Source organism: Variovorax sp. YR566 (assembly GCF_051992195.1).
In the GTDB taxonomy this organism is placed as follows: Bacteria; Pseudomonadota; Gammaproteobacteria; order Burkholderiales; family Burkholderiaceae_C; genus Variovorax.
Genome location: NZ_CP197092.1, coordinates 435315 through 459687, shown reverse-complemented (window position 1 = coordinate 459687; position 24373 = coordinate 435315). Strand labels below are relative to the sequence as shown.

The 24373-nt window shown below is 65.9% G+C and carries 20 protein-coding genes; 3 read left to right on the top strand and 17 right to left on the bottom strand.

The genetic code is table 11. The features are described from left to right. Window positions 1–2: 2 nt before the first annotated feature. Entirely contained in the window at window positions 3–1298 is a 1296-nt protein-coding gene (tssK, locus tag ACTG4X_RS02225) for a type VI secretion system baseplate subunit TssK (protein ID WP_256217028.1), read from the bottom strand. Between the two features lie 255 nt (window positions 1299–1553). Beyond that, entirely contained in the window at window positions 1554–1982 is a 429-nt protein-coding gene (tssJ, locus tag ACTG4X_RS02220; RefSeq protein ID WP_426391071.1) for a type VI secretion system lipoprotein TssJ, read from the bottom strand. Window positions 1983–2222: 240 nt separating this feature from the next. On the opposite strand from tssJ, the gene ACTG4X_RS02215 reads away from it, so the two are divergent. Genes ACTG4X_RS02215 through ACTG4X_RS02205 form a run of 3 tightly spaced genes read left to right on the top strand, consistent with a single transcriptional unit; the run spans window position 2223 to window position 5434 of the window. After that, window positions 2223–2609, top strand: a complete 387-nt coding sequence (locus ACTG4X_RS02215) for a TssQ family T6SS-associated lipoprotein (protein WP_256217027.1) — start codon at window positions 2223–2225, stop codon at window positions 2607–2609. A gap of 58 nt (window positions 2610–2667) precedes the next feature. After that, entirely contained in the window at window positions 2668–4650 is a 1983-nt protein-coding gene (gene tagH, locus ACTG4X_RS02210) for a type VI secretion system-associated FHA domain protein TagH (RefSeq protein WP_440533150.1), read from the top strand. Beyond that, entirely contained in the window at window positions 4643–5434 is a 792-nt protein-coding gene (locus ACTG4X_RS02205) for a PP2C family protein-serine/threonine phosphatase (protein WP_093058951.1), read from the top strand. The genes tagH and ACTG4X_RS02205 overlap by 8 nt, the downstream gene beginning before the upstream one ends. A 12-nt stretch (window positions 5435–5446) precedes the next feature. On the opposite strand, the gene ACTG4X_RS02200 is transcribed toward ACTG4X_RS02205, so the two are convergent. The 15 genes from ACTG4X_RS02200 to tssA all read right to left on the bottom strand — a co-directional run bounded on the left by ACTG4X_RS02200 (window position 5447) and on the right by tssA (window position 24313). Then, on the bottom strand, window positions 5447–5827 hold the full coding sequence (locus ACTG4X_RS02200) for a DUF4150 domain-containing protein (RefSeq protein ID WP_093058952.1): 381 nt from the start codon (window positions 5825–5827) through the stop codon (window positions 5447–5449). A 15-nt stretch (window positions 5828–5842) separates the two neighbouring features. Beyond that, on the bottom strand, window positions 5843–6487 hold the full coding sequence (locus ACTG4X_RS02195; RefSeq protein WP_093058953.1) for a DUF3540 domain-containing protein: 645 nt from the start codon (window positions 6485–6487) through the stop codon (window positions 5843–5845). Between the two features lie 53 nt (window positions 6488–6540). Further along, complete coding sequence (locus ACTG4X_RS02190) at window positions 6541–7590, bottom strand: pentapeptide repeat-containing protein (protein WP_097197414.1); 1050 nt, start codon at window positions 7588–7590, stop codon at window positions 6541–6543. Continuing rightward, window positions 7587–10298, bottom strand: a complete 2712-nt coding sequence (locus ACTG4X_RS02185; protein WP_440533149.1) for a DUF2169 domain-containing protein — start codon at window positions 10296–10298, stop codon at window positions 7587–7589. Before ACTG4X_RS02185 ends, ACTG4X_RS02190 begins: the two co-directional genes overlap by 4 nt. 17 nt (window positions 10299–10315) lie before the next feature. Next, window positions 10316–10744 carry a hypothetical protein gene (locus ACTG4X_RS02180; protein ID WP_143042656.1) on the bottom strand — a complete coding sequence of 143 codons (429 nt, stop codon included), beginning with the start codon at window positions 10742–10744 and terminating at the stop codon, window positions 10316–10318. 14 nt (window positions 10745–10758) lie between these two features. Beyond that, window positions 10759–13128: a type VI secretion system Vgr family protein gene (locus ACTG4X_RS02175; RefSeq protein ID WP_440533148.1), complete on the bottom strand. Its 2370-nt coding sequence runs from the start codon at window positions 13126–13128 to the stop codon at window positions 10759–10761. 20 nt (window positions 13129–13148) lie between these two features. Beyond that, entirely contained in the window at window positions 13149–15878 is a 2730-nt protein-coding gene (gene tssH, locus ACTG4X_RS02170) for a type VI secretion system ATPase TssH (RefSeq protein WP_440533147.1), read from the bottom strand. Then, window positions 15875–17080: a type VI secretion system baseplate subunit TssG gene (gene tssG, locus ACTG4X_RS02165; RefSeq protein ID WP_440533146.1), complete on the bottom strand. Its 1206-nt coding sequence runs from the start codon at window positions 17078–17080 to the stop codon at window positions 15875–15877. The genes tssH and tssG overlap by 4 nt, the downstream gene beginning before the upstream one ends. After that, window positions 17077–18948: a type VI secretion system baseplate subunit TssF gene (gene tssF / locus ACTG4X_RS02160; RefSeq protein ID WP_440533145.1), complete on the bottom strand. Its 1872-nt coding sequence runs from the start codon at window positions 18946–18948 to the stop codon at window positions 17077–17079. Before tssF ends, tssG begins: the two co-directional genes overlap by 4 nt. After that, window positions 18949–19476 (bottom strand): type VI secretion system baseplate subunit TssE, encoded by a 528-nt coding sequence (tssE, locus tag ACTG4X_RS02155; RefSeq protein WP_042673168.1) that lies wholly within the window; start codon window positions 19474–19476, stop codon window positions 18949–18951. A gap of 11 nt (window positions 19477–19487) precedes the next feature. Beyond that, on the bottom strand, window positions 19488–20348 hold the full coding sequence (locus tag ACTG4X_RS02150; protein ID WP_093082835.1) for a type VI secretion system accessory protein TagJ: 861 nt from the start codon (window positions 20346–20348) through the stop codon (window positions 19488–19490). 128 nt (window positions 20349–20476) lie between these two features. Then, entirely contained in the window at window positions 20477–20959 is a 483-nt protein-coding gene (locus ACTG4X_RS02145) for an Hcp family type VI secretion system effector (RefSeq protein ID WP_097197420.1), read from the bottom strand. A gap of 47 nt (window positions 20960–21006) precedes the next feature. Then, a complete protein-coding gene (gene tssC, locus ACTG4X_RS02140; protein ID WP_093059305.1) occupies window positions 21007–22515 on the bottom strand; it encodes a type VI secretion system contractile sheath large subunit in 1509 nt (502 codons plus the stop codon). A 33-nt stretch (window positions 22516–22548) separates the two neighbouring features. Continuing rightward, window positions 22549–23127 carry a type VI secretion system contractile sheath small subunit gene (gene tssB, locus ACTG4X_RS02135; protein WP_093081718.1) on the bottom strand — a complete coding sequence of 193 codons (579 nt, stop codon included), beginning with the start codon at window positions 23125–23127 and terminating at the stop codon, window positions 22549–22551. Between the two features lie 91 nt (window positions 23128–23218). After that, the gene (gene tssA, locus ACTG4X_RS02130) at window positions 23219–24313 is read right to left on the bottom strand and encodes a type VI secretion system protein TssA (protein WP_093179985.1); all 1095 of its coding nucleotides are present in this window, start codon (window positions 24311–24313) and stop codon (window positions 23219–23221) included. Window positions 24314–24373 lie beyond the last annotated feature (60 nt).

The following is a 24373-nucleotide window of genomic DNA, read 5'->3' as shown; positions in this document are numbered from 1 at the left end:
CCTCACGGACGGATGGCCCAGAACTCCATGGCCAGCCCGGGAAAGTCACCGGCCAGGTGCATCGCCACGCCGCCCGATTTTTCGAGCTGGCGCCACATGTCGCCGCTCTTGTCGAGTTCGAAATAGTGGTAGCCCGCGTTGTACGGAATCTGCCGCGGCGCCACCGGCAGCGGCCGCACCACCACGCCGGGCAGTTGCAGCTGCACGAGATCGCGGATGCGCTCGACCGAGCCGATCTTCACCTGCGTGGGGAAGCGCTGTTGAATGGCGTCGGCCGGCAGGTCGGCATGCACCGCGAGCACGAAGCCCGCGTTGCGCACGAGTACCGGGTCGGGCATGCGGCCCACGCGCACGCCGTGGCTGCGCTCTTCGAGTTCGATGGCGATCGCGCTCTGCTCGAGCACTGCCGACAGCGAACGCCGCAGCTCTTCGAGCAGCGGGCGGATGCACTCGTTGAGGTTATCGTGGTCGTATATCGGCCACAGCACCGGACGGCGCGTGGGCGATGTGTGCGTAGCCAGATGGCAGGCCAGCTTGAGCCAGTCGACGAACAGGTTTTCAGGGTGCACCTGCACCGCCTGCTGCGAATGCCACGTGAGCGCAAGGTAGCGGTTGACCAGCTCGAGCAAGAGGAAGTCAGAGACCTCGCTCACGCCGCCGCGCCCCGGCTGCGACAGCCGCGAGGCCAATGCCTCGGAGCGCTGCGTGAGCAGGCCGTGCAGCTCCGCGATCATGCTGCGCAGCATTGCGTGCGCAGAAGCGTCGAGCACCGGCGGAATGTAGTTGGCATCGACCACCAGCTTGTGGTCGGTGCGCCGCTCGATCACGCGCACCGCGCCAATGGCTTGCCATTCGGCGGTGAGTGAGGAAGCGCGCGCAAGACGCAGGCGCGGCGCGGCGAGCTGCAGCACGGCGGGGCCGAGTGCCACCGCATTGCCGTCGTTCACTTCACGCTCGATCACGCCGAAGCGCGCGGCCGAGCCTTCGTCTTCCGCGAAGATGACCTCTTCGCTGCCGGGCCTGCGCAGCGGCAGCGCGAGCACGATGAGCTCGTCGGTGAGATCGGTCGGCACTTCGTAAGGCAGCGGCGCGTCTTCAGCGCCGAACGAGAACGGCGTGCCATCGGGCATCACGCCCGCGCCTCCGAGCAGCGACACACGGCCCAGCGCATACGCGTCGCGGTCGATCTCCAGACTCAGCCAACCCCAATAGGCGCCTTGCAGGCCTGCGGTGCGCCGGGTCACGTATTGCTCGACATAGCGTTCCATTTGCTGGAAATGCTGCGGCCGCAGGTACATCCCTTCGGACCACACCACACGATTCGCCAATGCCTGCGGATGGGCGCCATTCTTTGCGGCGCCCGAATTGCGAACTGTCACCAAAAGACCTCCTGGGGAGTGCTCACATCGAAGCGGGAGATGCGCTGAGGAGCGGCCTCCCGGTCCACTTGTTTTGCTCCTGATGCTACACGGCGCGTCTTACGTTTTGCACCGCATTTCGCTCAAGAATTTCTCGCACTTTCGTACTAGCAAGCCGGCACCCCAAGCCAGAAATTAACGACTTGGTAGCAGCTCTATACCCGTCTTGCGCACGGCAACGTGCACGGCCTGCTCGCTCGGCGAGAACTGCCACACCTTGTACAGGTTGGTTTGCTTCGGTTCCTTCAACGGCAACACGATGCGCCAGCGCGCGGCCTCGAGTTTGCGATAGCCCGCGATGATGCCGATGGCCCGCGAGTCGAGTCCTGCCTCGCGCTTGAACACGCGCTCTTCGCCGCTGCGCATGATGGCCTGGTCGGCGTTGACAAGCTCGGTCATGAGCGTCTCGCGGTCGCGATCCTGTAGTGCAAAGTAGTCTGCGGTTTCGAAGTTACCGGAAGATTTCAGTTCGAAGACCTTCACGAGGATGGGTGCGGCCTGGCCGCGTCCGTCGGGGTTGACGCCGTCGTCGATCTTGACTGTGACGGCATAGGGCGTGGGCATGGACTTGGCTGTCGATGCGCATCCGCCGATGAGGCCCGCAAACAACGGTGTGGTGGCAAGTGCGCCTTGTAGCAAGCTTCGTCGATGCATTGAAATCTCCCCGAGGGTTCGCGGCCTATATTATCGAAGTCATGCGCACTTACGATGGCGCATAACGTGCATGTCGCAACACAGCGGCACACTATCTCAAGCATTCCTTTTGCAAGGTAGGAGAGAAGATTGAAGTCATGTCTGCCTGCTTTGGCGTTCGCTCTTTTCGTGGTCGCGGGTTGCACGACCACACCGCCGCCAGAGCCCGCGCCGCAACCCGAACGACTGAGCCAGCAAGTGGCGCGCACCACGCTCGAGAAGGCGCAGCAAGCGTATGACGAAGGCGACTATGCCAAGGCCGTCAGCACGCTCAAGAGCGGCGGCGTGTCGGTATTCGAAGGTGCCGAGCCGGGCACCCGGCTCGATGCGATGAAGCTCGAGGCCTTCAGCTACTGCGTGGCCAACCAGATCGCCGAGTGCCGCAACCAGTTCCGCAAGATCCTCGATGCGTTCCCGACCTTCGAGCTCAACGTGGCGGAGCGCAAGCATCCGGTGTGGGGCCCCGCGTTCGAGGCCGCCAAGCGAATGAAGCGTTGATGAAGAACATCGCGGCCGCACCAGTGCGGCGGCGCGAGACGACGAACACGGAGAAGCCATGCGTTGGACAGTGATCGAACATGCCGGCAGGCCGGTGACCGTGGGCCCCTCGGCATTGCTCGCCGCGCCCGGCGGAACGATCGGACGCAGCCCCGACAACCACCTCGTGCTGCCCGACGAGCAGCGGCAGATCTCGCGCCTGCAGGCCACCGTGCGCTTCGACGAAGACGGCGTGGCGGTACTGCGCAACATGAGTGCGGTGCTGCCGATCAGCGTGAACGGACACACGCTTGCGCACGAGCAGGAAGCGCGCGTGGCCGATGGCGACCGCGTCGCAATCGGAAGCTATGTGCTGGAGGCCGCAAGCGCGCAGCGCGCGGCGCCTGTAGCGGCTGCGGTTCAGCCACCACCACCTCCTCCCCCGCCGCCGCTGCAATCGATGCAGCCGCCAATGGCCGCGCCGATGTCGGCGAGCCCCATCGACGCACTGCTGCCGTCCTCCGGCGCGTCCGACGTGTTCTCCGATCTGTTCGGCGAAGGCGCATTGCCCATCGGCGACACGCAACCCACGGTGGCGATGCCACCGCCGCGGCAGGCAACGCCCGTGCCGCCACCGATGCAGCCGCCCGCATTCGCTCCGGCGCCGCGCGAGTCCTTCGCTGCCCCTTTGCAGCCGTCCGCGCCACCGCCGGCGCCGCAACCCAAGGTGCGCCCGACCCTCGCCTCGTCACAGATCCCTTCTGCGGCTGACTGGGACGCCATCCTCGCCAACGCACCGCGCCGCGTCGACAGCACGCCCGCGCCGATGCCCGACCCGATGGCGCACGAGCCCTTCGAGTTGCCGTCGCAGGCGCGCCGCAACCCGGTCGATCCGCTCGCGGAGCTGAACCCCGACGCGGCCAACGACATGTCGGACATGGCGCTCAAGCGCGGCGTCGATCCGCTTTCTTTCTTCGCAGCCGACGAGAGCGCGCACTCGCCGCTGACCGATCCGCGCCCCACCGCGCTGACGCATACCGACCCGATGCTGCCGGGCGACACGCACCCCGCGCTCGACCTGTTGCAGAACAACAGACCAGCCGTGCAGGGGTACAGCCATTCGAACCATACGCGGGAAGTGGCGGCTCAGTTCCGTCCGCCGACTCCGGTGGCGATGCCGGTGCCAGCACCTGCGCCGGCACCCGTGCCCGCCGTCGAACCTGTGAAGGTGGAGGCGCCACCGCCGCCACCACCGCCTGCGCCCGTTCCACCACCACCTCCGCCGCCACCACCTCCGCCGCCTCCGCCTCCTCCCGCACTACCGCCGGTGGTGCCAGAGAGCCCGCCCGAGCCGCCGCCTGTCGTGGCCCCGCCCGTGGCCGCCGAGCCCGCTGCCGCACCCGTCGCCGCAGCAGTAGCGCAGCTCGTGGCACAACAGCCCGCAGCCCCATCGTCCTCGTCGGAAGCCCTCTTCAAGGCCTTTCTCGAAGGCGCAGGCGTGCCCGAAGTCGCTGGCCAGCAACCGCTCGACATCGAAGCCATGCAGCGCCTGGGCCGCATCATGCGGGCCTTCACCGACGGCACCATCGAACTGCTGTCCTCGCGCGCCATGCTCAAGCGCGAGGTGCGCGCCGAAATCACGATGATCGTGGACGAGGAGAACAACCCGTTCAAGATCCTGCCCAACGGCCGCGCCGTGCTGATGCAGATGTTCGGCGCGCGCATGCCCGGCTTTTTGCCGCCCGAGGCCGCCGTGCACGACGCGCTCGGCGACCTGCAGTCGCACCAGCTCGGCATGGTCGCCGGCATGCGCGCCGCGCTGCTCACGCTGCTCAAGCGCTTCGACCCCGCCGCGCTGAGCCGCGAAACCCCGCACGACGGCAGCCTGGGCGAGAAGCTGCTGCCCGGCGGTCGCGAGGCGCGCCTGTGGCGAGAGCTCCAGCAGCTGCACACCGAAACGACCGCGGCCGTCGAGGACGACTTCCAGGCCGTCTTCGGCCGTGCCTTCCAGCAGGCCTACGACAAGGAAATGGAACGGCTGAAGGAGGCGCGCCGTGCTTGAAGCCACCCGCTCTTTCGCCGTGCCCATCTCGACCTCGCAGTTCTCCTGCGTGGGCGAACGCAGCGGCAACCAGGACGCCATCGGCTACCACCTCGACGAGCGCAACGGCTGCTTCGTGGTGAGCGACGGCGTCGGCGGCAACGCAGGCGGCGAGCTGGCCTCGCGCATCGCGGTCGACACCGCCCTCGACACTTTCGTCGACGCCCCGTCTCTGGCCGCCGACAACATCCAGCGCTGCGTGAAGGCGGCCAACGACGCCATTCTTGCGAAGCAGCGCGAGCTCACGGAGCAGAGCCGCATGAGCGCGACCTTCGTGTCGCTGTTCATCGACCGCATCACCAACCAGGCCTGCTGGGCCCACGTGGGCGACAGCCGCCTCTACTGGTTCCGCCGCGGCGCGCTGATGCAGCGCACAGAAGACCACAGCCTGTCGGAGCGCTCGGGCGATGCGGCCGCAAGCCACCAGAACGGCGGCGAGCGCCTGGTGAAGACCAATCTGCTGTACCGCGCGCTGGGTGCACGCGCCACGGCCGAAGCCACCATCACGGCGCCACAACGCCTGGCCGATGGCGATGCTTTCCTGCTGTGCACCGACGGGCTCTGGCAGCTGATCTCGCAGCAGGTGATGGAACGCTCATTGCAGCTGGCCGACAGCGCGGAAGAATGGCTCGCGCTGATTCGCCGCGCAGCCGAATCCAAGGCTGATGAATCGCGCGACAACTACTCGGCGCTGGCCGTGTGGGTGGGCTTTCCGCAGCAGGTGACGCTGGCAGGGCCGGTCTGAATCGACGCGCCCTCAGGGCGCCAGCATCAGCACCTTGAACTGGCTCGGCACGATGCGCATGCCGACGATGTTGCAACGGTTCTGCGTCGTGATGCTGGTGACCCGCGTGGCCGGCGTACCCTTGAGAAGCACGGTGAACGCGCCTGTCACATGACGCGATTGCTGCATGAACGTCTGCGACACAACGCCGCCCAGCGCCCCGGGCTGATCCCCCAGGGTGATTGGCGTGGTCGTAGCCATGTTGTGTGCCGGCATCGCCATGAAAAGGATGTTCCAAGCATTCGGAACAGCCATCGGCCCCATAGCCATGTTCGGGTATGGAATGGGCACCGGCGTCTTGCAGACGTCGGGGAATGCCATGTCCATTCCCATGAGCTGACAATTGGCAAACATCTGGTACCTCCTCGCTTAACCCATGTGGATCTGAGCCGCGTCCACCTTCACCAGCTCCTGGCCGGTGACCATCGTGTGGTGGCCATGAATGCGCACCGTCTCGCTGGCCTTGTAGTCCATGTGGCCCGCACGCACCTGGTCGACTTCATCCGTCAGGCGTAGCGTCTGACGCGCCATCTGCACGATGCGATCGGCCACGGTCTCGAATACCTTGCCGACCAGCCGGACGCTTCCTGCCGCGGCCTGCACGGAGCGTGTCACCAGCCGCAGTTCACCGATGTCACACTCGCCCTCTTCTGCCTTGAGTACGAAGCGCTTGTCCGCGCGAAGCCTGAGCTCCGAAGTACTCGCGATGGTCACCCGGCCGTTGCCGGTAGACGCGAAGGTGACGTCGCCCGCCGCCTCGATGCAGCTTGACGACGCATCGGCCTGCTCGATCACGGCGATCAGGTAGGCTCGCGCGCTGTCGGGACCGGACACCAGCACGGTATCACCGCTGGCCGGTTTGAGCAGGCAGCTCGCCGCGCGCCGGCAAACCCAGACAGCACCCTGCTCGTCATCGACGGTGACACGTCCATCCGGCAGCAATGCGGCGACCACCCCCTGGAAGTGAACCGGAGCCGTCAGCTTCGAGGCTTTGCGCAGTGAAACGACTGACATGGAGATTTCCTTGTTTCGATGGGTAAACAGTGGAACGGACAGCCTTGGCGGCATCAGCGCAGCGGAAGGATCTCTTGAGCCTTGAACAGCTCCGGATCGTTTTCGATGATGCCAGCGCTTCCCGAGAAACGCGCATCTGCGCGCGCGGCCCGATGAAAGCGGGTGCGCAGAAAACGTGCATTGCGCAAATCCGCGTTTTGAAGTTCGGCATAGGAAAAATCAGCATCGTGCAGGTCCGCGTCGCGAAAGCTGGCACCCCTGGCCCGCGCGCGATGGAACACGCTCAGCGGCAGGCGCGAGCGGCTGAAATCGGCACCTTCGAGTTTGGCGTCGGCCCAGATCGACTGATCGAAGATGGCATCGCTGCAATTCGCTTCACGCAGATCGGCCTCCGGGAACATCGTCTGGGCGGCATCCACTCCGCTGAAGTTCGCCTTGGTCAGCGTGGCGCCCTTGAAGTTGCTCTGGGTCAGCACGGCGCCGCTGAAATCGACATCTGCCATCGCGCTGTCGGTGAACTGGCAGCGCAGGAAGGCGGTGTGCGGCAAGCGCTGACCTTCGAGATTGCACTCCATCAAGATCGCGCCATCGCATAGGGCCTGGGCGAACTCCACCGTGCGCAGATCCATGCGAAAGAACATCAGGTGCAGCAGCTTCGCCCCGCGGCAGTCGAGCTGGTCGACCCGTGATTCGGTGATGACGATCTGATCGCAGATGCCGGGCTTCAACACTGCATGCCCGAGCTCGCATCTGAGAAAAGCCACGCGCTCCATTTGCGATTTCTCGAAATCCGCGTGAGCCAGCGAAGATTCGACAAACTGGGTGTCCTGCATGAACGCGCGGCCGAGTTGCGCGGCCTCCAACCGACACCGAAACACGCGCACGCCTTTCAAGCTGGCCGCCGACAGGTCGGCTTGATCGAGGTTGCATTGCGCAAGCGAACTGTCGTCGAGGCAGGCGCCGCGCAGATTCGTCCGGCTCAAGTCGACGTGCTCCATCTGCGCCCCCGACAAGTCGATGCCGCTGAGGTCCTGACCCGCGAGACTCACTTTGACCACCGGTTCGGCATGCCGAATCTTGTCCAGAAGTTCTTCCACTGTCATCGAACCGGCTCAGTCTTTCTTGCAGGCAAGGTCTTGGCTCCCTGGGTGTAGGCGCCGATGAAGGTGGTCGAACCGTCGATGGCGGCCTGTGACACGTCGGCGCGAAACAGATTGGCATCCTGCAGGCTGGCAAAGCGCAGGTCGGCCTTGGAAAGATTGGCGTCGATGAGGTTGGCACCGCGCAACGAGGCTTCGCGCAAGTCCGCGCGAATGAACAGGCTCTCGCCGGCATGCAATTCCTCCAGCCGCGCGCGCCGCAGGTCGCACTCGGAGAAGTCGCAGCCGTCAAGGCGCGCCTTCGCGAGGTCGGCGCCGACCAATATGGCACCGCGCAGGCCGCACTGCCTGAGCGAAGCGGCGCAGAACACCGCCTGCACAAAGCTGCAGCCATGGACGAAGGAACAGGTCACGAGGCTGGCCTCGGTGAAGTCGACCCCCTCCCGCGCATCGACGGCGACGAAAGCACAGGCGTTCAGCGAGGCGCGTACGAAGGATGTTCCCTTGAAGCTGCACTCGACCCAGCTCACCTGCTTGAACGCGGCGTCGTCGAAAGCGATGTCTTCCAGTGCCAGCTTGACCATCGCCATTTGCTCCCAGTGCGAGCCGCGCGCATCGCAGCGCGCCCATTCGCTTTCGAACAGATCGGCTTGCTTGAACGCGGCCTTCGCCAGCACGCAGGAACGAAAAATGGTCTTGCTGCAACGCGTCTGCACGAAGCTGGCCGCCGTGAAGTTCGCCCCTTCGCATTGCGCGCCGCCCAGATTGGCCTCGTCCAGCCGCGCATCGGTGAGCGAAGCCCGGACAAGCCGTGCCCGCGCAAGCACCGCGCGCGTGAAGTTGCAGCCATCGAGCCGCGCGTCGCTGAAGTCGACGTCTTCGAGGTTCGCTCCCGTGAAGTCGGCACCGCGCAGATCCAGACCCGAGAGGTTGGCGCCGACGAAGCTCATGCCTGCGAAACGACGCTCGCCGCTGGCTGCGGCCTCGAGACGCCGACGCAGCCGCCTGGAGCGCAGGCTGCCGACCGGCGGCGCCGGCTCGAGCAGGTGTGCGCCGTAGAGGTGCCCCATGCGCATGCTGCGCCCAGCCTGCTCGCGCAGCCGCGCGCTTTCGGCGGCCTCGTCGGATGTGGGGGGTGTTCGGCGCTCGCGCGCGGCGTCTTCCTCCAGGCGCGCGAGGTCACGCAGCAGGCGGTCCGGGTCGAATCGGCGCTGCACAGGCTTGCCGGTCCGCGCCTCCACCTCGGTCATGGCCTTGTCGATGCTCGCCTTGATCTCGTCCGACAGCTTGCGCGGTTCCATCTGCGACAGCGGCGGGATATCGATATCGGGTTGAATGGCAGCGGGCATCCCGTGTGCGACGGCCTTGGCCCGGCCCTCGGCGCCGCGAGCAAGGGCCGCCTGGCGCATTTGCTCGAGGGCTCGATCGGCCTTCTCGGCGAAGTCTGGCAGATCGTCCGCGGAGGCAGGCGGCCGCAGATCCGGTTCGGACACGGGCGGCAGATACTGCTCGGGATCCAGGCCCTGCGCCAGCAGACGGGCACGCATGCGTTTGCGCTCGCGCTGCCGGCCTGCGTGCAGATTGCGCGCCAGCGGAAGCGAAGCGATATCGGGCATCTGGTCGCCTGCCCATGGCCCCATGATTGCCTTGGGGACCAGGTCGCTGTCGCGCAGGACCAGCACCGCCTTGGCTGGATCGATGCGCTGCTGCAGCACCTGTTGGTAGTGGGCGAGCGGCCGCGGCTGCCCGCGCAACTCGAGCGCGGGCATGACGTGCTTGACGTCGGCCGCGTCATCCTCTGCGATGGGCGATGCTCCGTGCCAGACCAGGATGACGCGCTCGGCGTGCGGAAAAAACCAGGCCGTGCTCAGGTGCAGCGAAATTTCCGACAGCGCGCCACCGTCTTTCTGAAAGCTGGCGAAGCAACGCGCCTGCCAATCGGGCAGCTGGCCGCGCATCACCGGCTGCCGAGGGTGCATGTTCCACAGTTCGTAGGCGGCGCCCGGCGGCAATTCGCGCCGGCCGGGCAGGCGCTGGTCGAGAGGTGCTGCATTGAAGTAGCGCCAGTCCATGTCATCGGCGAAACCCGGGTACTCGTGCTGCAGCCACTGCTGGTCGTAGGCGCGCCCCATCAGCGCGAGCCGCTGCGGCCGATCGGGAGGCACGGCGCCGAAGCCCGCAGGCACGATGCGCCGCCCGGGTGCGTCCTGACGCGCGCCGGGCAACTCGACATTGGGAAGCCGGCGCGTCTGTACGCCGTTGATCGTTTCATCGAAGCTGCCGATGCCTTCCGGGTTTTCGGGCTCGCCCGGGCCGCCATAGGCATGCGCCCAATCCAGCCTCAGGCGCTCGAAAGGCTGCGCAGGCGTGGCGCGGCCGTCGAGCCAGTAGCGATCACCGCTCACCAGCAACGACTTGGCCTGGCCATGGAAGACGGCCTGGGCCGCGCACAGTGTCTTGTCGTCCTGATGCGCCGTGTACGCATAGCCGCTGACCAGCCACTCCGGCTCGATCTTGGGCACGCACAGGTCCAGCACGTTGCCGGGCCCGATTTCGTCGGCCGCCAGCTTCCAGAGATCCTGGTCGGGCATCAGCAGGGGCTCGGGCGCCAGGCTGGCCATCGCGAAGACCGAGACGCCCAGGTGGTCTTGCCGCTGCCGCCGGAAGGGCCGCGTGAGGATGCTCAGGCGAAAGGGTTTGATGGTCTTCATGGGGCAGCGGACCCGCTTCAGCGCATCGGCTGATCGATGGCGATCTCGTGCGAGACCGGGTCGAAGCGCAGCTTCACGGAGCGCCCCGGTGCGAAGTCGGCGAGCTTCACCGGGCTGATCGGGGCGACCAGTTCAGCCTCGAAGGCAGGCCATCCGCCCTCAGGCTGTACTTGGAACTTGAGCCGTACGAGGATATAGATGCGCGCGGCCCGCATGCCCGTGTCATGGCTCTCGAGCACCGTCGCTACGGCCGGTTGGCCCGTACGAAGCACTCGCTCGGCGAGATCCGCACCCATCGCGCGGCGGTTGACCACACTCTGCATATGCATCACGTGGGAGGCATGGCGCTTGGCCAGCGTGATCGCCACGAACGCTGGCAGCACGACGACAGCGATGGGGACAATCAGATACCAGTACTTGGTAAACCACACAGCGAAAAGATCCAACACGCGCTCCAAGCTCAGACAAAGACGGTGAAGCCCGAGAGGTTCACCCTGTATCCGTTGTTATCGATTTTTTGTGCCTCGTTGTCCCACGTGAAAGTCGTCTGGGTGGTGGAAAATGTGCCCGCCGCAAGGCTGACGGAATACAGGTCGAGCTTTATGAACGCACCCGTGAGCGAGTAGGTGTTGAACCCCAGGTTCAGCCCGGCAATGCTGGTCACCAGGCCGTTCACGAACAGCGAAGTGCCGTTGAGGCTCACGTTGGCCCCGTTGATCCCCATGTTGAAGCCCTTGAAGGCAATACCCCAGTCCGTGAAGGTCACCTTTTTTGCCGACTTGTCCTCGACATGGGGCGCATCCAGCACGATCTTGGTCGGCGACTTGACCGAGATGTCTGCCGCGGTGCTTTCCAGGTTCATGGGGCCATCCGTCGTCGCACTCAACGACGTGTTCGCGTGCACCTTTTGTGCCCCCTTGACGAGATAGTCCTCGTCGCCGTCGACCGTCACCTTCTTGCCCTTGGTTTCTTCGGTGTACAGGCCGACCACCTTGGTGGTCTGCGGACCCGCGATGTCTTCCTTGAGCGACGTACCGATGATTCGCTCTTCACCGCTGTCTACCGTGTCTGTGCGCTTGCCGGTGACATGGATGGTCTGATTCCCGATGACATCGACCTGCTGATTGCCACCATCCACCTTGATGAACTGGTCGCCGCCGTTGACGGTGATCTTCTGCGGCCCGCCCTTGTTCACCGTCAGCGTGTGCGGCCCGTTGACCGTCTCGTTGAGCGAGGTGTTGGTCGTGTAGGTGTCCGCGCCTTCGATCAGCGTCTCGCGCGTGCCGTCCACGGTGTGCGTTTCATTGTTCTCCACGCTGAGGCTGAAGTCCTTCTGCGCGTGCATCTTGATCGACTCGCTGCCGGGGTCGTCGTCGATCACGAAGTGGTTGGCCAGTTCGCCGTCGCCCTTGATGGTGCGGCTGATGAAGCCGCTGACCGTCGCCTTGGCCGGCAGTTCGAGCGGCGGCATCTGGTCGGCGTTGTAGACACGGCCGATGATGATCGGCCGGTCGGGGCAACCGGCGATGAAATCGACGATCACTTCCTGCCCCACGCGCGGGTGGTTCACCGCGCCGAAGTTGGAGCCCGCCCACGCGCTCGACACACGCACCCAGCACGAGCTGTCCTCGTTGCGCTGACCGTAGCGGTCCCAGCGGAACTGCACCTTCACGCGGCCGTACTTGTCGATCCAGATGTCTTCCCCGGGCGGGCCCACGACCGTGGCGGTCTGCGGGCCGTGCGTGGTCGGCATCCGCGTGACGCGCGGCGCGCGGAACGGAAACGACGTGGGCTGCACGTCGAAGTCGAAGCTGTAGAGACCGTCGGGGCTGCCGGTGGCATAGCCGCCCTCGCGCAGGTTGTACGTCACCGAGGCGATCAGGTATTCCTTGTTGTCCTCGTCGCGCGGCGCGTTCTGCATGCTGAAACGGTAGCCGGGCGCCATGCCGCGCACGTTGGAGTGACCGGTGTCCACCTCGGCCTGCGCTTGCGCTTCCTCGAGCCGTATGCGCGCGTAGTGCTCGCCATCCCCGGCGTCGCTGTAGCCGCCGAGCCACTCGTACATCTCGTAGCGGCCGTGATCGTTCTCCCGCGGCTGGCTGCGCGTGTTGAGCAGGTCGGCCTTGGGCTTCTTGAAGTCGAAGTCGTCGACCACGAAGGTGCCGGGGCGAATCTCCTCGGTCACCTCCCACTGGTCGATCACTTCGCGGCCCGTCTCGCCCGCGCGATCGGTGGCGAGGTAGCCGATGCGCGGGTAGCCCGGCAGCGTGTCGTGCGCACCCATGTCGTCGGCCAGCACCAGCGTGTGCTGGTTCTTCTCGTGCTTGAAGTAGTAGTAGATGCCCTCGTGCTCCATCAGGCGGCTCACGAATGCGAAGTCGGTCTCCTGGTACTGCACCGAATAGTCGCGCTGGCGGTAGGTGGCGCTGAGCTTCTTCTCGAACGCGAACCCATACTCGCCGAGCACTTCGTCCAGGATGTCGACCACCGACTTGTTCTGGAAGATCTTGCAATCGCTGGTGCGCGTGAGATACCAGAGCCAGGGCCGCACCAGAGCCCGATACACCACATAGCGCGACGAGCTCTCTTCGCGGCCGATCATCGTGAAACGCGTGATCTGCCCGTTGAGGTAGCGCGGCGTCCCGTCGATCGTCACGATCTCGAGAGTGAGCGGCTTGCCGAGCACCGCCTTCATGTCGACGGAAGTGTTGGGGCTCAGCAGGTCCACTTCGAACTCGAAGAGCTCCGACAGCCCTTCCTTGCCGTGCATCGAACGGAACAGCAACTGGTCCGGTGCAAGCGGCGTGTGTGCAGTGACGACTCTGGCCATGTGGTGCTCCCTTTCTGCGCTCAATGTTCGAAGAATTCGTAGCGGAAGTCGTCATCCGCCGCACTCAGTTGCACACTCGCGAGCTTGCGCGCACTGACCGTGGCCCCGATGACTTCCTCGCTCAGCCTCGGAAGGATCGTGTGCGTGAGGATCGCGTCGATCATCCGGCCGCCCGATTCGATGGCGGTGCAACGGCGCGCGACGAGTTCGACGGCGCTGTCGTCGTAGGCCAGTGCGATGCCGTGGTTCGCCTGCAGGCGCGTCGCGATGCGATCGAGCTGCAGACGGATGATGCGATGCAACGCCTCTGCGTGCAACGGGTAATAAGGCACTACAACGAGGCGGCCGAGCAGCGCGGGCGCGAACACCTTGAGCAGCGGCTCGCGCAGTGCGGCAGCCAGCGGCTCGGGGTCGGGGCGCAGGGTCGGGTCTTCGCACAGTTGCATGACCAGGTCGGTGCCGACGTTGGAGGTCATGATGATCACGGTGTTGCGGAAGTCGATGTGGCGGCCCTCGCCGTCTTCCATCCAGCCCTTGTCGAAGACCTGGAAGAAGATCTCGTGCACGTCGGTGTGCGCCTTCTCGATCTCGTCGAGCAGCACCACGCTGTAAGGCCTGCGGCGCACGGCCTCGGTGAGGACGCCGCCTTCGCCGTAACCCACGTAGCCGGGCGGTGCGCCCTTCAGCGTGGAGACGGTGTGCGACTCCTGGAACTCGCTCATGTTGATGGTGACGAGGTTCTGCTCGCCACCATACAAAGCTTCAGACAATGCCAGCGCGGTCTCGGTCTTGCCCACGCCCGAGGGGCCGCACAGCAGGAACACGCCGACGGGTTTGTTGGGGTTGTCGAGACGTGCGCGCGCGGTGCGGATACGGCGCGAAATGGTCTCCAGCGCGTCGGGCTGCGCGACCACGCGGGCCGAGAGAATTTCGCCGAGCTTCAGCACCGACTGCGCGTCGTCGCGCACCATGCGGCCGATGGGGATCCCGGTCCAGTCGGCGACCACGGTGGCGATGGCTTGGGCATCGACGGCCGCGAGGATGAGTGGCGATTCGCCCTGCAGCTGCACGAGCTTGTCTTGTGCTTCGTTGAGTTCGGCGCGGATTTCCTCGGGCGTGCGCTGGGGTTCAGCGGGCGGTGTGTCGACATCCGCATCGACATTCGCCTCGCCGGCTTCTGCCGTCTCCGCCTGCACCGGCACCGCCGCCGGCGACAGCTGCTTGCGCAGCGCCACGATGCGTTCGACCAGCGTGCTTTCTTCCACGCGCCGCGTCTCCAGCAGATCGAGCTCGGCCTGCGCCGCAGCCACCTGGACCGCGATGTCTTCCACGCGCTGGTGCTCGCCCACGCCAATGGCTGCCTCGCGCCCCGCGATGCCCGACTCGATGCCCAGCACCTCGATGCGGCGCTGCAGGTCTTCGATGGCGGCGGGTAGCGCATGCTGGCTCAGCGCCACGCGTGCGCAAGCCGTGTCGAGCAGGCTCACGGCCTTGTCAGGCAACTGCCGCGCGGGAATGTAGCGGTGCGACAGGCTCACGGCCGCCTCGAGCGCAGCATCGAGAATGAGCACGCCGTGGTGCTTCTCCAGCTCGGCCGAGATGCCGCGCAGCATGATCACCGCCTTGGGCTCGGTGGGCTCGTGCACCTGGATGGTCTGGAAGCGCCGCGTGAGCGCCGGGTCTTTCTCGATGTACTTCTTGTACTCCGACCAGGTGGTCGCGCCGATGGTCCGCAGCCGCCCACGCGCCAGCGCCGGCTTGAGCAGGTTGGCCGCGTCGCCGGTGCCGGCCGTGCCGCCTGCGCCCACCAGCGTATGCACCTCGTCGACGAAAAGCACGATGGGCTTGGGACTCTTCTCGACCTCGTCGATCACCTGGCGCAGGCGCTGTTCGAATTCGCCCTTTACGCCCGCACCAGCCTGCAGCAGCGTGGGGTCGAGCACCCACAGCGACACGTCTTTCAGCGAAGGCGGCACGTCGCCCGCGGCGAGGCGCGAGGCAAGGCCCTCGACCACTGCCGTCTTGCCGACGCCGGCCTCACCGGTGAGCAGCGGGTTGTTCTGGCGGCGGCGCATGAGGATGTCGATGATCTGTCGGATCTCGTCGTCGCGGCCGTAGACCGGGTCGAGCTCGCCTGCGCGTGCCTTGGCGGTGAGGTCGCTCGCATACTTGGCGAGCGCCGAACCACCTGCCGCGGGGCTATCGCCCTGGTGGTGCGCGGCAGCGGCTGCGCCGCCGGCCGCGACGCCGCTTGGTGCGGCATCGAAGTCGTCTTCAGGCGAGCCTTCGGTCCATGCAGCGAGCTGCGCCACCAGCACGTCGGGCACGATCTTGTCGAACTCGCGCGAGATGCCCGAGAGCACCTGGCGCAGCCCCGGCGTCTTGATGATGCCCGCGAGCAAATACGCACCGCGGATCGAGGTAGCCTCGAAGCGCAGGCTCGCATAGACCCACGCGCGCTCGACGGCGTTGTCGACGTGCTCGGAGATGTCGCTGATCGACGTGGCACCGTGCGGCAGCCGGTCGAGCGCACGCACGAGGTCTTGCTCGACCGCGTCGAGGTTGAGCCCCGCGCGCTTGATGATGCGCAGCATGTCGCTGTCCTGCAGCTGCAGGATCTGGTGCAGCCAGTGCACCAGCTCGACGTAGGCATTGCCGCGCAGCTTGGCGAAGGCGGTGGCGGTCTCCAATGCCTTGTAGAGCATCGGATTGAGTTTCGAAAAGAGAGAGACGCGGCGGATGTCGGTCATAGAGCCATGGAGGAAGATGCGGGCGCGGCAACGGGTGCCGCCGATGCGGAACGGGAAAACAATGCTTCGGGCTGGAACACCATGTCGCCGGCGTCGGTGTCCGACAGGCGCGTGCCGAGCCAGCTGCCCCAGCCGAGGCGCTGGTTGCTGTTGAGCCGCATGCCGTGCGCGTCCTGCTTCTTGAGCACGAGCCGCAGGTCCCACGCGAACTCGATACCGACGTACTGGCGCACCCAGTCGACCACTTGCTGCAGCCGCTTGCTGCCCGGCAGGAACTCGCGGAACTCTTCCTGCGAGAGCGGCCCGAGTTCGAGGCGGAACTTGCTCTGCGCATCGCGCACCGCAAGGCCGATGGTGGCGCCGCCGCCGAGCCGGTGATTGCGGCCGGTGATGCCGATGCGGCTGACCTGACGCTCGTCGATCATCACCCAGTCGCTCACGAACTCATCGACGCGCACGGGCACGTCGAAGTAGAGCTTGAGGATCTGGATCAGGCCCTCGGGGTTGCGCGTCTGGCGCACGAGATGGCCCGCCATGAAGGTGCGCGCATGGTCGGCGATGCGGTCGCGCTCCTTGAGGCCGGGCTGCCCCATGTTCATGAGGCTGGCCACGTAGTCGACGAAGCGGTGGCCGTCGGGGCGGTCCAGGCTGTTGACCGATTGCGCGTCGGCCCAGGCCCGGTAGAACAGCAGGATCAGCCGGTGATGGAACAGGTCAGCGAACGCGCTGATGGTGTTGTCGGCGTGATGCCGCTTGCGTTCGCGCGCGTACTCCGTCAGGTGCAGCGGCAGCGGACCGTTGGGGCCGAACAGGCCGAAGCCGTAGATCGAGATACGCGGCGGGCCGTCGCTGTCGACATCGACGCCCGACACATTCGAGGGCGCGAAGGCCATCGAGGGCTCTTGCCCGAGGCGCAGCGGTTCGTCGAGCGGGCGCGGCGCGCGGCCCAGCAGCGGATGGTCGCCCTGCGCGTCGAGCCGGCGCAGCAGCATGAACAGGTCGTGCTCGAAGGGCTGCTCGACCAGCTTGGCCCAGAGCACTGGATCGGCCTGCGGTACGCCGCGCCGCGCCGCGGCACCGTACGCAGGTTGCACAGGCTGCGCGATGTCGTGGCGAGCCTCGGCCGCATCCAGCACCTCCTGGGCCTCCTCAGTCGGCGCTGCGGCCTGTTGCATCCCGTCGGTGAAGCTGGTTTCGCTCATACGGCGGGGCGACGTCCCACGCGCGGGGTCCACCGCGCGATCTCGCCGCGCTGCAGGCTGGACAGCGCGAACTCGGTGAACGCATTGAGCGACACATGCCGGCTGAAGAACTGCTCCAGCACGGCGCCGAAAAGATACGGGCTCGCGCCCGAGAACGCGACCTCGTCGATCTTCAGCGCAATCTCCACGCCGCGCCCGAACACGATGGGGCCCGGCTCCGGCAGGCGGCGGAACACCGGCGCCAGCGCCATCGAGCGCACGCCCTGGATCTGGCGGCGCACCGAAGGGTCGGCGAGGTTGCCGTACAGGTCGAGCATCTCGCGCAGCGCGGCCGCGCCCTGCGCCGCATCGACGTCGGTAAGACTCAGGTAGTTGAGGCCGAGGTGGCTGATGAGACGCCACGTCAGCGCGCCTTCGGCCAGTGCGGGGTACGGCCGCGAAGGCCCGCGCAGGATGCGGATCGATCGCACGGGTGCCGACACGCGCAGCGTGAAATCTGACTCGAGCCCGGTCGGCAGCAGCAGCGGCAGGTCGCGGTTGGTGCACAGCGCGTCGAGCGTGATGTGCCGCAGGCTGTGCGGAAACGGCGCGTCGTGCTGGTCGACCAGCGACACATAGACCTCACTGCCGGTGTAGCTGGTGCGCGTACCCTGGGCGCGTGCGCGGTCCGACACCAGGCGCGGCTCGCGGCGCAGCGAGAAGTACGCGCCGAAGTCGCCGTCGTCCGCCGCGAACGAACCGAGGAAGGGCCGGAACTCGCGCTCTTCCGAGCCGTTGGCCATGTGGCCGGTGACGCGCTCGACGGTGAAGATCTCGAAGTCGCGCGGACGCGTGCGGTCGATCACCGCATGGTGCTCATGCTGGCCCGGCCCAACCGGAATGCGGTCACTGCGGCGCGGCACGAGGTTGATGATGGGTGTGCAGAACAGCGAGAAATGCTTGGCGTCTACCAGCCGTTCGAGGTCGCCGTCGGCGCGGTCGAGCAGGACCACGATCTCCATCGTGGTGCCGCTCATGGCCTGCACCGCCGCGCGCAGCTTGTTCACGCTGAAGAACAGGTAGCGATCGGGAAACGCGAAATACTCGTGCAGCAGGCGGTAGCCCTGGAAGGAGCGCGCGTCGTAGGGCAGCAGCGCCTGGTCAGGGTCGAAGCCCTCGTGCCTGATGGCCTCGTCGCCCAGCGGCACGATGCGCGCCGTGCTGCCCGGCCCGCTGCGGCACACGACGCCGATGCTGTGGTGCGCCGCGAGTTCGAGCACGCGCAGCGCATGCAGCTCCGCACCCGAAAGAAAGAACTCGAGCCGGTCGAGCGGCATGTCGGCAAAACGCGCGCCGCCCACCGCTTCGAGCTTGATGGTGATGGCGCTCTTCGCCTGCCGCGCAGCCATGGGCATCGCATACGCGATTTCCGCGGGCACCGGGCCGATGCCCGCGTCGGCGATGCGAATGGGCCACAGCGTGACGGCATGGCCGGTGCGGAACTCGCAGGCTGTCTGCTCGCCCTTGATCATTCGCCCGCGCAGGATGGTGTGGCGCGGCAGCTCGTAGCCGGCTTTCAGCGAGCCTTCGTTGAGGTTGCCGTCGATCTGCACCACGGCCATCGCGGGCAGCGGCGCGAGGAAGTTGGGGTACACCACTTCGAGCAGCCGCTGCGAGAAGCGCGGAAACTCCGCGTCCATCTTGAGCTGGATGCGCGCGGTGAGAAAGCTGAAGCCTTCGAGCAGGCGCTCCACGTACGGGTCGCTGACCTCGATGCCGCGCATGCCGAGGCGGCCCGCAATCTTCGGGTAGCGCTGCGCGAACTCGGCCCCGAGCTCGTGCATGTAGGTGAGCTCGCGGTTGTAGTAGTCGAGCAGCCGCGCGTCCATTCAAAGGCCTCCGGTGGGCCGCAGCACCATGTGCCCGCTTTCGAGGTCGAGCTCCGAGCGCAGGATGAATTCGATCGGGTACGGCACCGACCACAGCGTGCCGCGGATCTCCAGCGCGAGCAGGTTGTGGTGTTCGAGATCGGTGGCGTCGGTCACGCAGCGCACGTCGATGCTGTCTTTCATGATGCGCGGCTCGAAGTCGATGATGGCCGAGCGGATGGCCGCCTCGACGTCCGCAAAGTCGACCTCCGACATGCGGCCGCCGGCCCAGCCGCGCACGCCGAAGTTCAACACCGAGCGGCGCGCGCGCGGCATGGTGTTGATGTTGTGGTCCGCACCGAAGTTGGTGGTGTTGAGCAGCCACTGCAGATCGCGCAGCACCGAGTCGCGCAACAGCCTGCCGCTCATGAGGAAGGCGCCCGCGCGCTCCTGGCGGGTCTGCGGCGTCTTGTCGGTGAGGCGGTCGAGCAGCACCGGCTGCAGGCGGTCGCGCGCGACGCTTTCCTGCTGGTCGCCGTCGGTGTCCATGATGCTGCTCATCAGGTCGCGTCCTCGCGCGAGAACTCGATGAGCCGCAGGTCGAGCAGCGAATGGTCACCGGCCTCGCTGATCAGCGTGCGCTGGCCGAGGCCCGCGTATTGATCTTCGCCGGCCAGCGGCAGCCAGTCGGTGCGGCGGCCCAGCGTGGTTTCGTCGTCGAGGCCTTCGAGCGAGCCCGGATAGCGCACCGGCACCAGGCCGTTGAGCGCGCGGCCGTCGTGCAGCTCGAATTCAGCTGGCGCCCACAGCAGGTCGACCAGGTGTTGAGGGCGCGAGAACTTGATGCGGCGCACTTCGGGCAGGGGCAGCCATGCATAGCCCGAGGGCGTGAGCAACTCCAGCACCGCGCCGATGCGCACGTCGCCGTCGCACAGCCACGCGAAGATGCTGCGCTCCACCGGTTCGCCGTCGAGCGCCTGCACGGCGCGCGAATCGGAGCGGTCGACGCTGGTGAGCGCGCCATGCAAGGCGGGCGCGGCCTGCCGCGCGGTCTCGCGCAGGGCGGCGGCTTCCTCGGCACGGTCGGCCGGCAGGGCCGCGGCAGCGATCAGCTGTTCGACCCATTCCGCGTTGCCGCAGATGATGGCCGGAGCGCGTCCGCCGGACCAGAAGTCGCTGCGATGCCGTTCGCCCGAAAGCGCCATCGAACAGGTGACGCTGGCGGGAGTGAAAGTGGGGTCGAGCTTGGTGGCGAGCTTGAGCTGATCTTCAGCCCGCTGCCATTCGCCGCGCAGCGCGAGGAAGTGACACAGGGCAAGACGCAAGCTTGCATTCTGGGGATTGGCGCGGATCTGCCTCTGTACCCATTCGGTGTGCTCGGCCACGGAGCGTTCGCCCAGCACTGCAAACCCATCGCCCATGAAGCTTCCTCGCTGACTGAATGGCACACGGCGCGAAAGGCCTGTGTGCGAAGGACGGCCGTGGAGGCCGTCGGGAAAAACGTCGCGGCCGGCCCGCTGGGCCGGCCGCGCATCGGGGAAAAAGGAAATCAGGCTTCCTTGTTTTCCTTGATGTTCCAGCCCAGCACCGTCTCGGCGCCCTTGCCGCCCTTGTCGGTCTGTTCCCAGTACTGCTGCTTCACCTTCGCGGCCTGGAAGGCGTACTGCACGAACACGGCGTCCGAACCCTGCTCGGCCGTGTACTGCACCGAGGTGACCAGCACTTCTTCGAGTGTGACGCGCGTGTATTCGATCTGCGCGCCGCCGGCCTTGCAGACCGACACTTCCACCTTGCTCAGGTGCTTGCCGCTGGCGCAGTTCTTCAGGACGGACGGCGCCGCCTTGTCGATGCGTGCGAGCACCTGCAGGTCATTGAAGCTCGCCTTGCCCACGCCGCCGCCACCGCCGCTGACCATGTTTCCAGGCTGCGTTGCTCCCCACGCAAACGACTTGATGTCCGTCCACTCCTTGTGGTTCGAGTCCTTCGATTCGCCGTTCGCGCCTTCAACGCGCATGAACATGTCTACTGCCATGATTAACCCCCAAAGTTATATGTGCCCGATTCCGGGACACCGTTGAATTAGCTGCTGTCCTTCTTGTTGGATGGCAGCTTCGAAACCAGCCGCAACGACACCGTCAGCCCTTCGAGCTGATAGTGCGGCCGGAGAAAAAACTTGGCGGCGTAGTAGCCCGGGTTGTCCTCGATGGCTTCCACCTGGACTTCCGCCGCCGCCAGCGGCTTCATTGCCTTCGTGTCCTGCGACGAGGTGCCGGGGCTGCCGTCGACGTAGTTCATGATCCAGTCGTTGAGCCAACGCTCCATGTCCTCGCGCTCGCGGAACGAACCGATCTTGTCTCGCACGATGCACTTCAGGTAGTGCGCGAAGCGGCAGCAGGCGAACAGATACGGCAGGCGCGCCGCGAGGTTCGCGTTGGCCGTGGCGTCGGCGTCGTAGTACTCAGCCGGCAGCTGCAGCGATTGCGCACCGATGAAGGCCGCGAAGTCGGAGTTCTTGCGGTGCACCAGCGGCATGAAGCCGTTCTTGGCGAGCTCGGCCTCGCGCCGGTCGCTGATGGCGATCTCGGTCGGGCACTTCATGTCCACACCGCCGTCGTCGGTCGGGAAGGTGTGCGTGGGCAGGTTCTCCACCGCACCGCCGGACTCCACACCGCGGATGGAAGTGCACCAGCCGTACTGCTTGAACGAGCGGTTGATGTTCACGCCCATTGCGTAGGCCGAGTTGGCCCAGGTGTAGCGGCTGTGCGCGGCCGAGTCGGTCTCTTCCTCGAACTCGAATTCGTCGACCGGATTGGTGCGCGCGCCGTACGGCAGGCGCGCCAGGAAGCGCGGCATGGCCAGGCCGATGTAGCGCGCGTCTTCCGAGTCGCGCAGGCTGCGCCATGCGGTGTGCTCGGTGTTCTGGAAGATCTTGGTCAGGTCGCGCGGGTTCGACAGCTCCTGCCACGAGTCCATCTGCATCACGGTGGGCGATGCGCCGGCGATGAAGGGGCAGTGCGCGGCCGCGGCGATCTTGGCCATTTCGCTGAGCATCTCGACGTCGGGTGGGCTGTGGTCGAAATGGAAGTCGCCGATCAGCGCGCCGAAGGGCTCGCCGCCGAACTGGCCGTACTCGGCTTCGTAGATCTTCTTGAACAGCGGGCTCTGGTCCCAGCCGATACCCTTGTGGCGCTTGAGCGAGCGCGCCACTTCACGCTTGGACGCGCACATCACGCGGATCTTGAGCTGCTCGTCGGTCTCGGTGTTGTTCACGAGATAGTGCAGGCCGCGCCATGCGCCTTCGAGCTGCTGGAAGTCCTCGTGGTGCAGGATCTGGTTGATCTGCTCGGAGAGCTTGCGGTCGATCTCGGTGATGATGGCCTGCACCGTGCGGTAGGCATCGTTGGAGACGGTAACGGTGCTCTCCAGCGCCTGCACGGCCAGCGTCTTGACGGCGTTCTCGACCGCCTCGCGGGCCTGGTCGGTCTTGGGCTTGAACTCGCGCTGCAGCAGGTCGGAGAACTCGTTCGGCTCGAGCGTTTCGACGGAGGCGGGTGCGCGCGCGGCGGTCTGTTTGGGGGCGGTGCTCATGATGATGACGGTCCTTGCTGCTCGTGCTCGCGCTTACTCGGAAGAGGTCCCTGGGTTGCCGGGCGTACCGGCCTTTTCGTTGGCGGCTTCCACTGCCTTGGCGACGGCCGGGTTCGGCGCCGAGGCCAGCGACTTGAGAAGCCCCGGGTTCTGCAGCGCCTGTGCGATCAGTTGCTCCGCGCCGTTCTTGCCGTCCATGTAGGACAGCAGGTTCGACAGCTCGGTGCGCGCTTCGAGCAGGTGCTGCAGCGCGCCGACCTGGCGGGCGATGCGCGCGGGCGAGAAGTCGTCCATGCTGTCGAAGGTGATGTCGACGTTCATCTGGCCGTCGCCGGTGAGCGTGTTGGGCACCTGGAAGGCAACGCGCGGCTTGATGGACTTCATGCGTTCATCGAAGTTGTCGATGTCCACCGCCATGAACTCGCGCTCGCCGAGGTCGGGCATCGGGTCGACCTGCTTGCCCGCGAGATCGGCGATGACGCCCATCACGAAGGGCAGCTGGATCTTGCGTTCGCTGCCGTAGATCTCGACGTCGTATTCGATCTGCACACGCGGCGCGCGATTGCGCGCAATGAACTTCTGACCACTGTTTCTGACACGGTTGTCTGCCATAAGCTTCCTCTTGAATCTGTAATGCGTGTGGGTACGACCCCGGCAGTCCTGCCGGCCAGCGGAGTCCGCGACGGACTCCGCCTTCTTCTTATTACGTGCTGCCCCCACTGTTCAGCGGGCGTCCAGCAAGGCTTTCTATCTTTTGCAATCCCTCGGGCACAAGCTCTTCGATGATCTGGAAGAAGTTGAGATCCAGCAGCCGCTGCGCTCTGCGAATCAGCATGGGCGCCGGATGACTGGGTTCCGTGCGCTCCATGAACTGGCAAGCTTTTTCCAACAACACTTGCACATCATCACGAGTCGATATTTCAATATCTTTAATAGGCACCGTGCGTAGGCCAGCACCACCATTTGCATTGCCGGCAGCAGCACCCTTCGCAGCCGGCTCGGCAACTCCCGCCCCTTGCGGATCGGCTCCAGAGTGGGCTTCGCCAGCCCCGCCCCCTTCGCTCTGCGCCTGCTCGGGCAACAGCTGGGCCACGGTGCGCAGCGAGCGTTCGAGCCGCGAGAAATCAGGCGCCCAACTCTGACCTAGCGCGCGCTCGCAGGTCTCGCGTATGCGCTGCAGCAGGTCGAGCGCAGCACGCAATGCCACCACCGGGGGCGCCGCCTTTTCCTGCGCACGCCGCGCCGCGTCCCGCAGTCGGCCGATGCCGCCCGGGTAATCGATCTGATGGTCGGTCTTGCTCGAGTCGAGCAAGGCTTCGACCTGTCGCAGGCTCATTGATGCGCCGCCGTCTTCGAGCAGCCTTGCATCGCGAACACTGCGCCCCAATCCCTCGGCCTCGGCCAGCGCGGCCAGTGCATTCATGCGCGGCAGCGGGTCTTCGAAGCCATCGTCGACAACGCGCGGATGCACGCCGTCCCAGAATTTCTGCAGCACGGCGTCGACGAGTTGCAGCCCATCGACATAGCCGGGCAAGCCACGGTTTTCGGTCCAGGCCAGCGTGAGGGGCACCAGCACCCGCAGGTCGCGCGTACGTGTGCACAGCTGCTTCGCGATGCGCTCCACGCGGGCCCAGTCGGGTGGCTCGGCGGGGATGATCGTCGAGCCGAATTGCTGCTCGCGCTTACCCGTTGTTGCTTGGTGCAACGCCATGAAATCGGGGTCGTATTCCAGGTCTTCACCGCACGGATGCGAGCCTTCCACAGGCAACTGCAATAGATCGATTTCGCTCGGCGACAAACCTCTTCTCCCTGTTCAACCGTTTCGTAACAGCGGCAATCTTGAGGGGAACAAGAGGCG

Coding starts and splice junctions, on each gene's coding strand:
- tssK (WP_256217028.1), bottom strand. CDS start 1,298: ATGTACCTGCGGCCGCAGCATTTCCAGCAAATGGAACGCTATGTCGAG.
- tssJ (WP_426391071.1), bottom strand. CDS start 1,982: ATGCCCACGCCCTATGCCGTCACAGTCAAGATCGACGACGGCGTCAAC.
- tagH (WP_440533150.1), top strand. CDS start 2,668: ATGCGTTGGACAGTGATCGAACATGCCGGCAGGCCGGTGACCGTGGGC.
- ACTG4X_RS02200 (WP_093058952.1), bottom strand. CDS start 5,827: ATGTTTGCCAATTGTCAGCTCATGGGAATGGACATGGCATTCCCCGAC.
- ACTG4X_RS02195 (WP_093058953.1), bottom strand. CDS start 6,487: ATGTCAGTCGTTTCACTGCGCAAAGCCTCGAAGCTGACGGCTCCGGTT.
- ACTG4X_RS02190 (WP_097197414.1), bottom strand. CDS start 7,590: ATGACAGTGGAAGAACTTCTGGACAAGATTCGGCATGCCGAACCGGTG.
- ACTG4X_RS02185 (WP_440533149.1), bottom strand. CDS start 10,298: ATGAAGACCATCAAACCCTTTCGCCTGAGCATCCTCACGCGGCCCTTC.
- ACTG4X_RS02175 (WP_440533148.1), bottom strand. CDS start 13,128: ATGGCCAGAGTCGTCACTGCACACACGCCGCTTGCACCGGACCAGTTG.
- tssH (WP_440533147.1), bottom strand. CDS start 15,878: ATGACCGACATCCGCCGCGTCTCTCTCTTTTCGAAACTCAATCCGATG.
- tssG (WP_440533146.1), bottom strand. CDS start 17,080: ATGAGCGAAACCAGCTTCACCGACGGGATGCAACAGGCCGCAGCGCCG.
- tssF (WP_440533145.1), bottom strand. CDS start 18,948: ATGGACGCGCGGCTGCTCGACTACTACAACCGCGAGCTCACCTACATG.
- tssE (WP_042673168.1), bottom strand. CDS start 19,476: ATGGACACCGACGGCGACCAGCAGGAAAGCGTCGCGCGCGACCGCCTG.
- ACTG4X_RS02150 (WP_093082835.1), bottom strand. CDS start 20,348: ATGGGCGATGGGTTTGCAGTGCTGGGCGAACGCTCCGTGGCCGAGCAC.
- ACTG4X_RS02145 (WP_097197420.1), bottom strand. CDS start 20,959: ATGGCAGTAGACATGTTCATGCGCGTTGAAGGCGCGAACGGCGAATCG.
- tssC (WP_093059305.1), bottom strand. CDS start 22,515: ATGAGCACCGCCCCCAAACAGACCGCCGCGCGCGCACCCGCCTCCGTC.
- tssB (WP_093081718.1), bottom strand. CDS start 23,127: ATGGCAGACAACCGTGTCAGAAACAGTGGTCAGAAGTTCATTGCGCGC.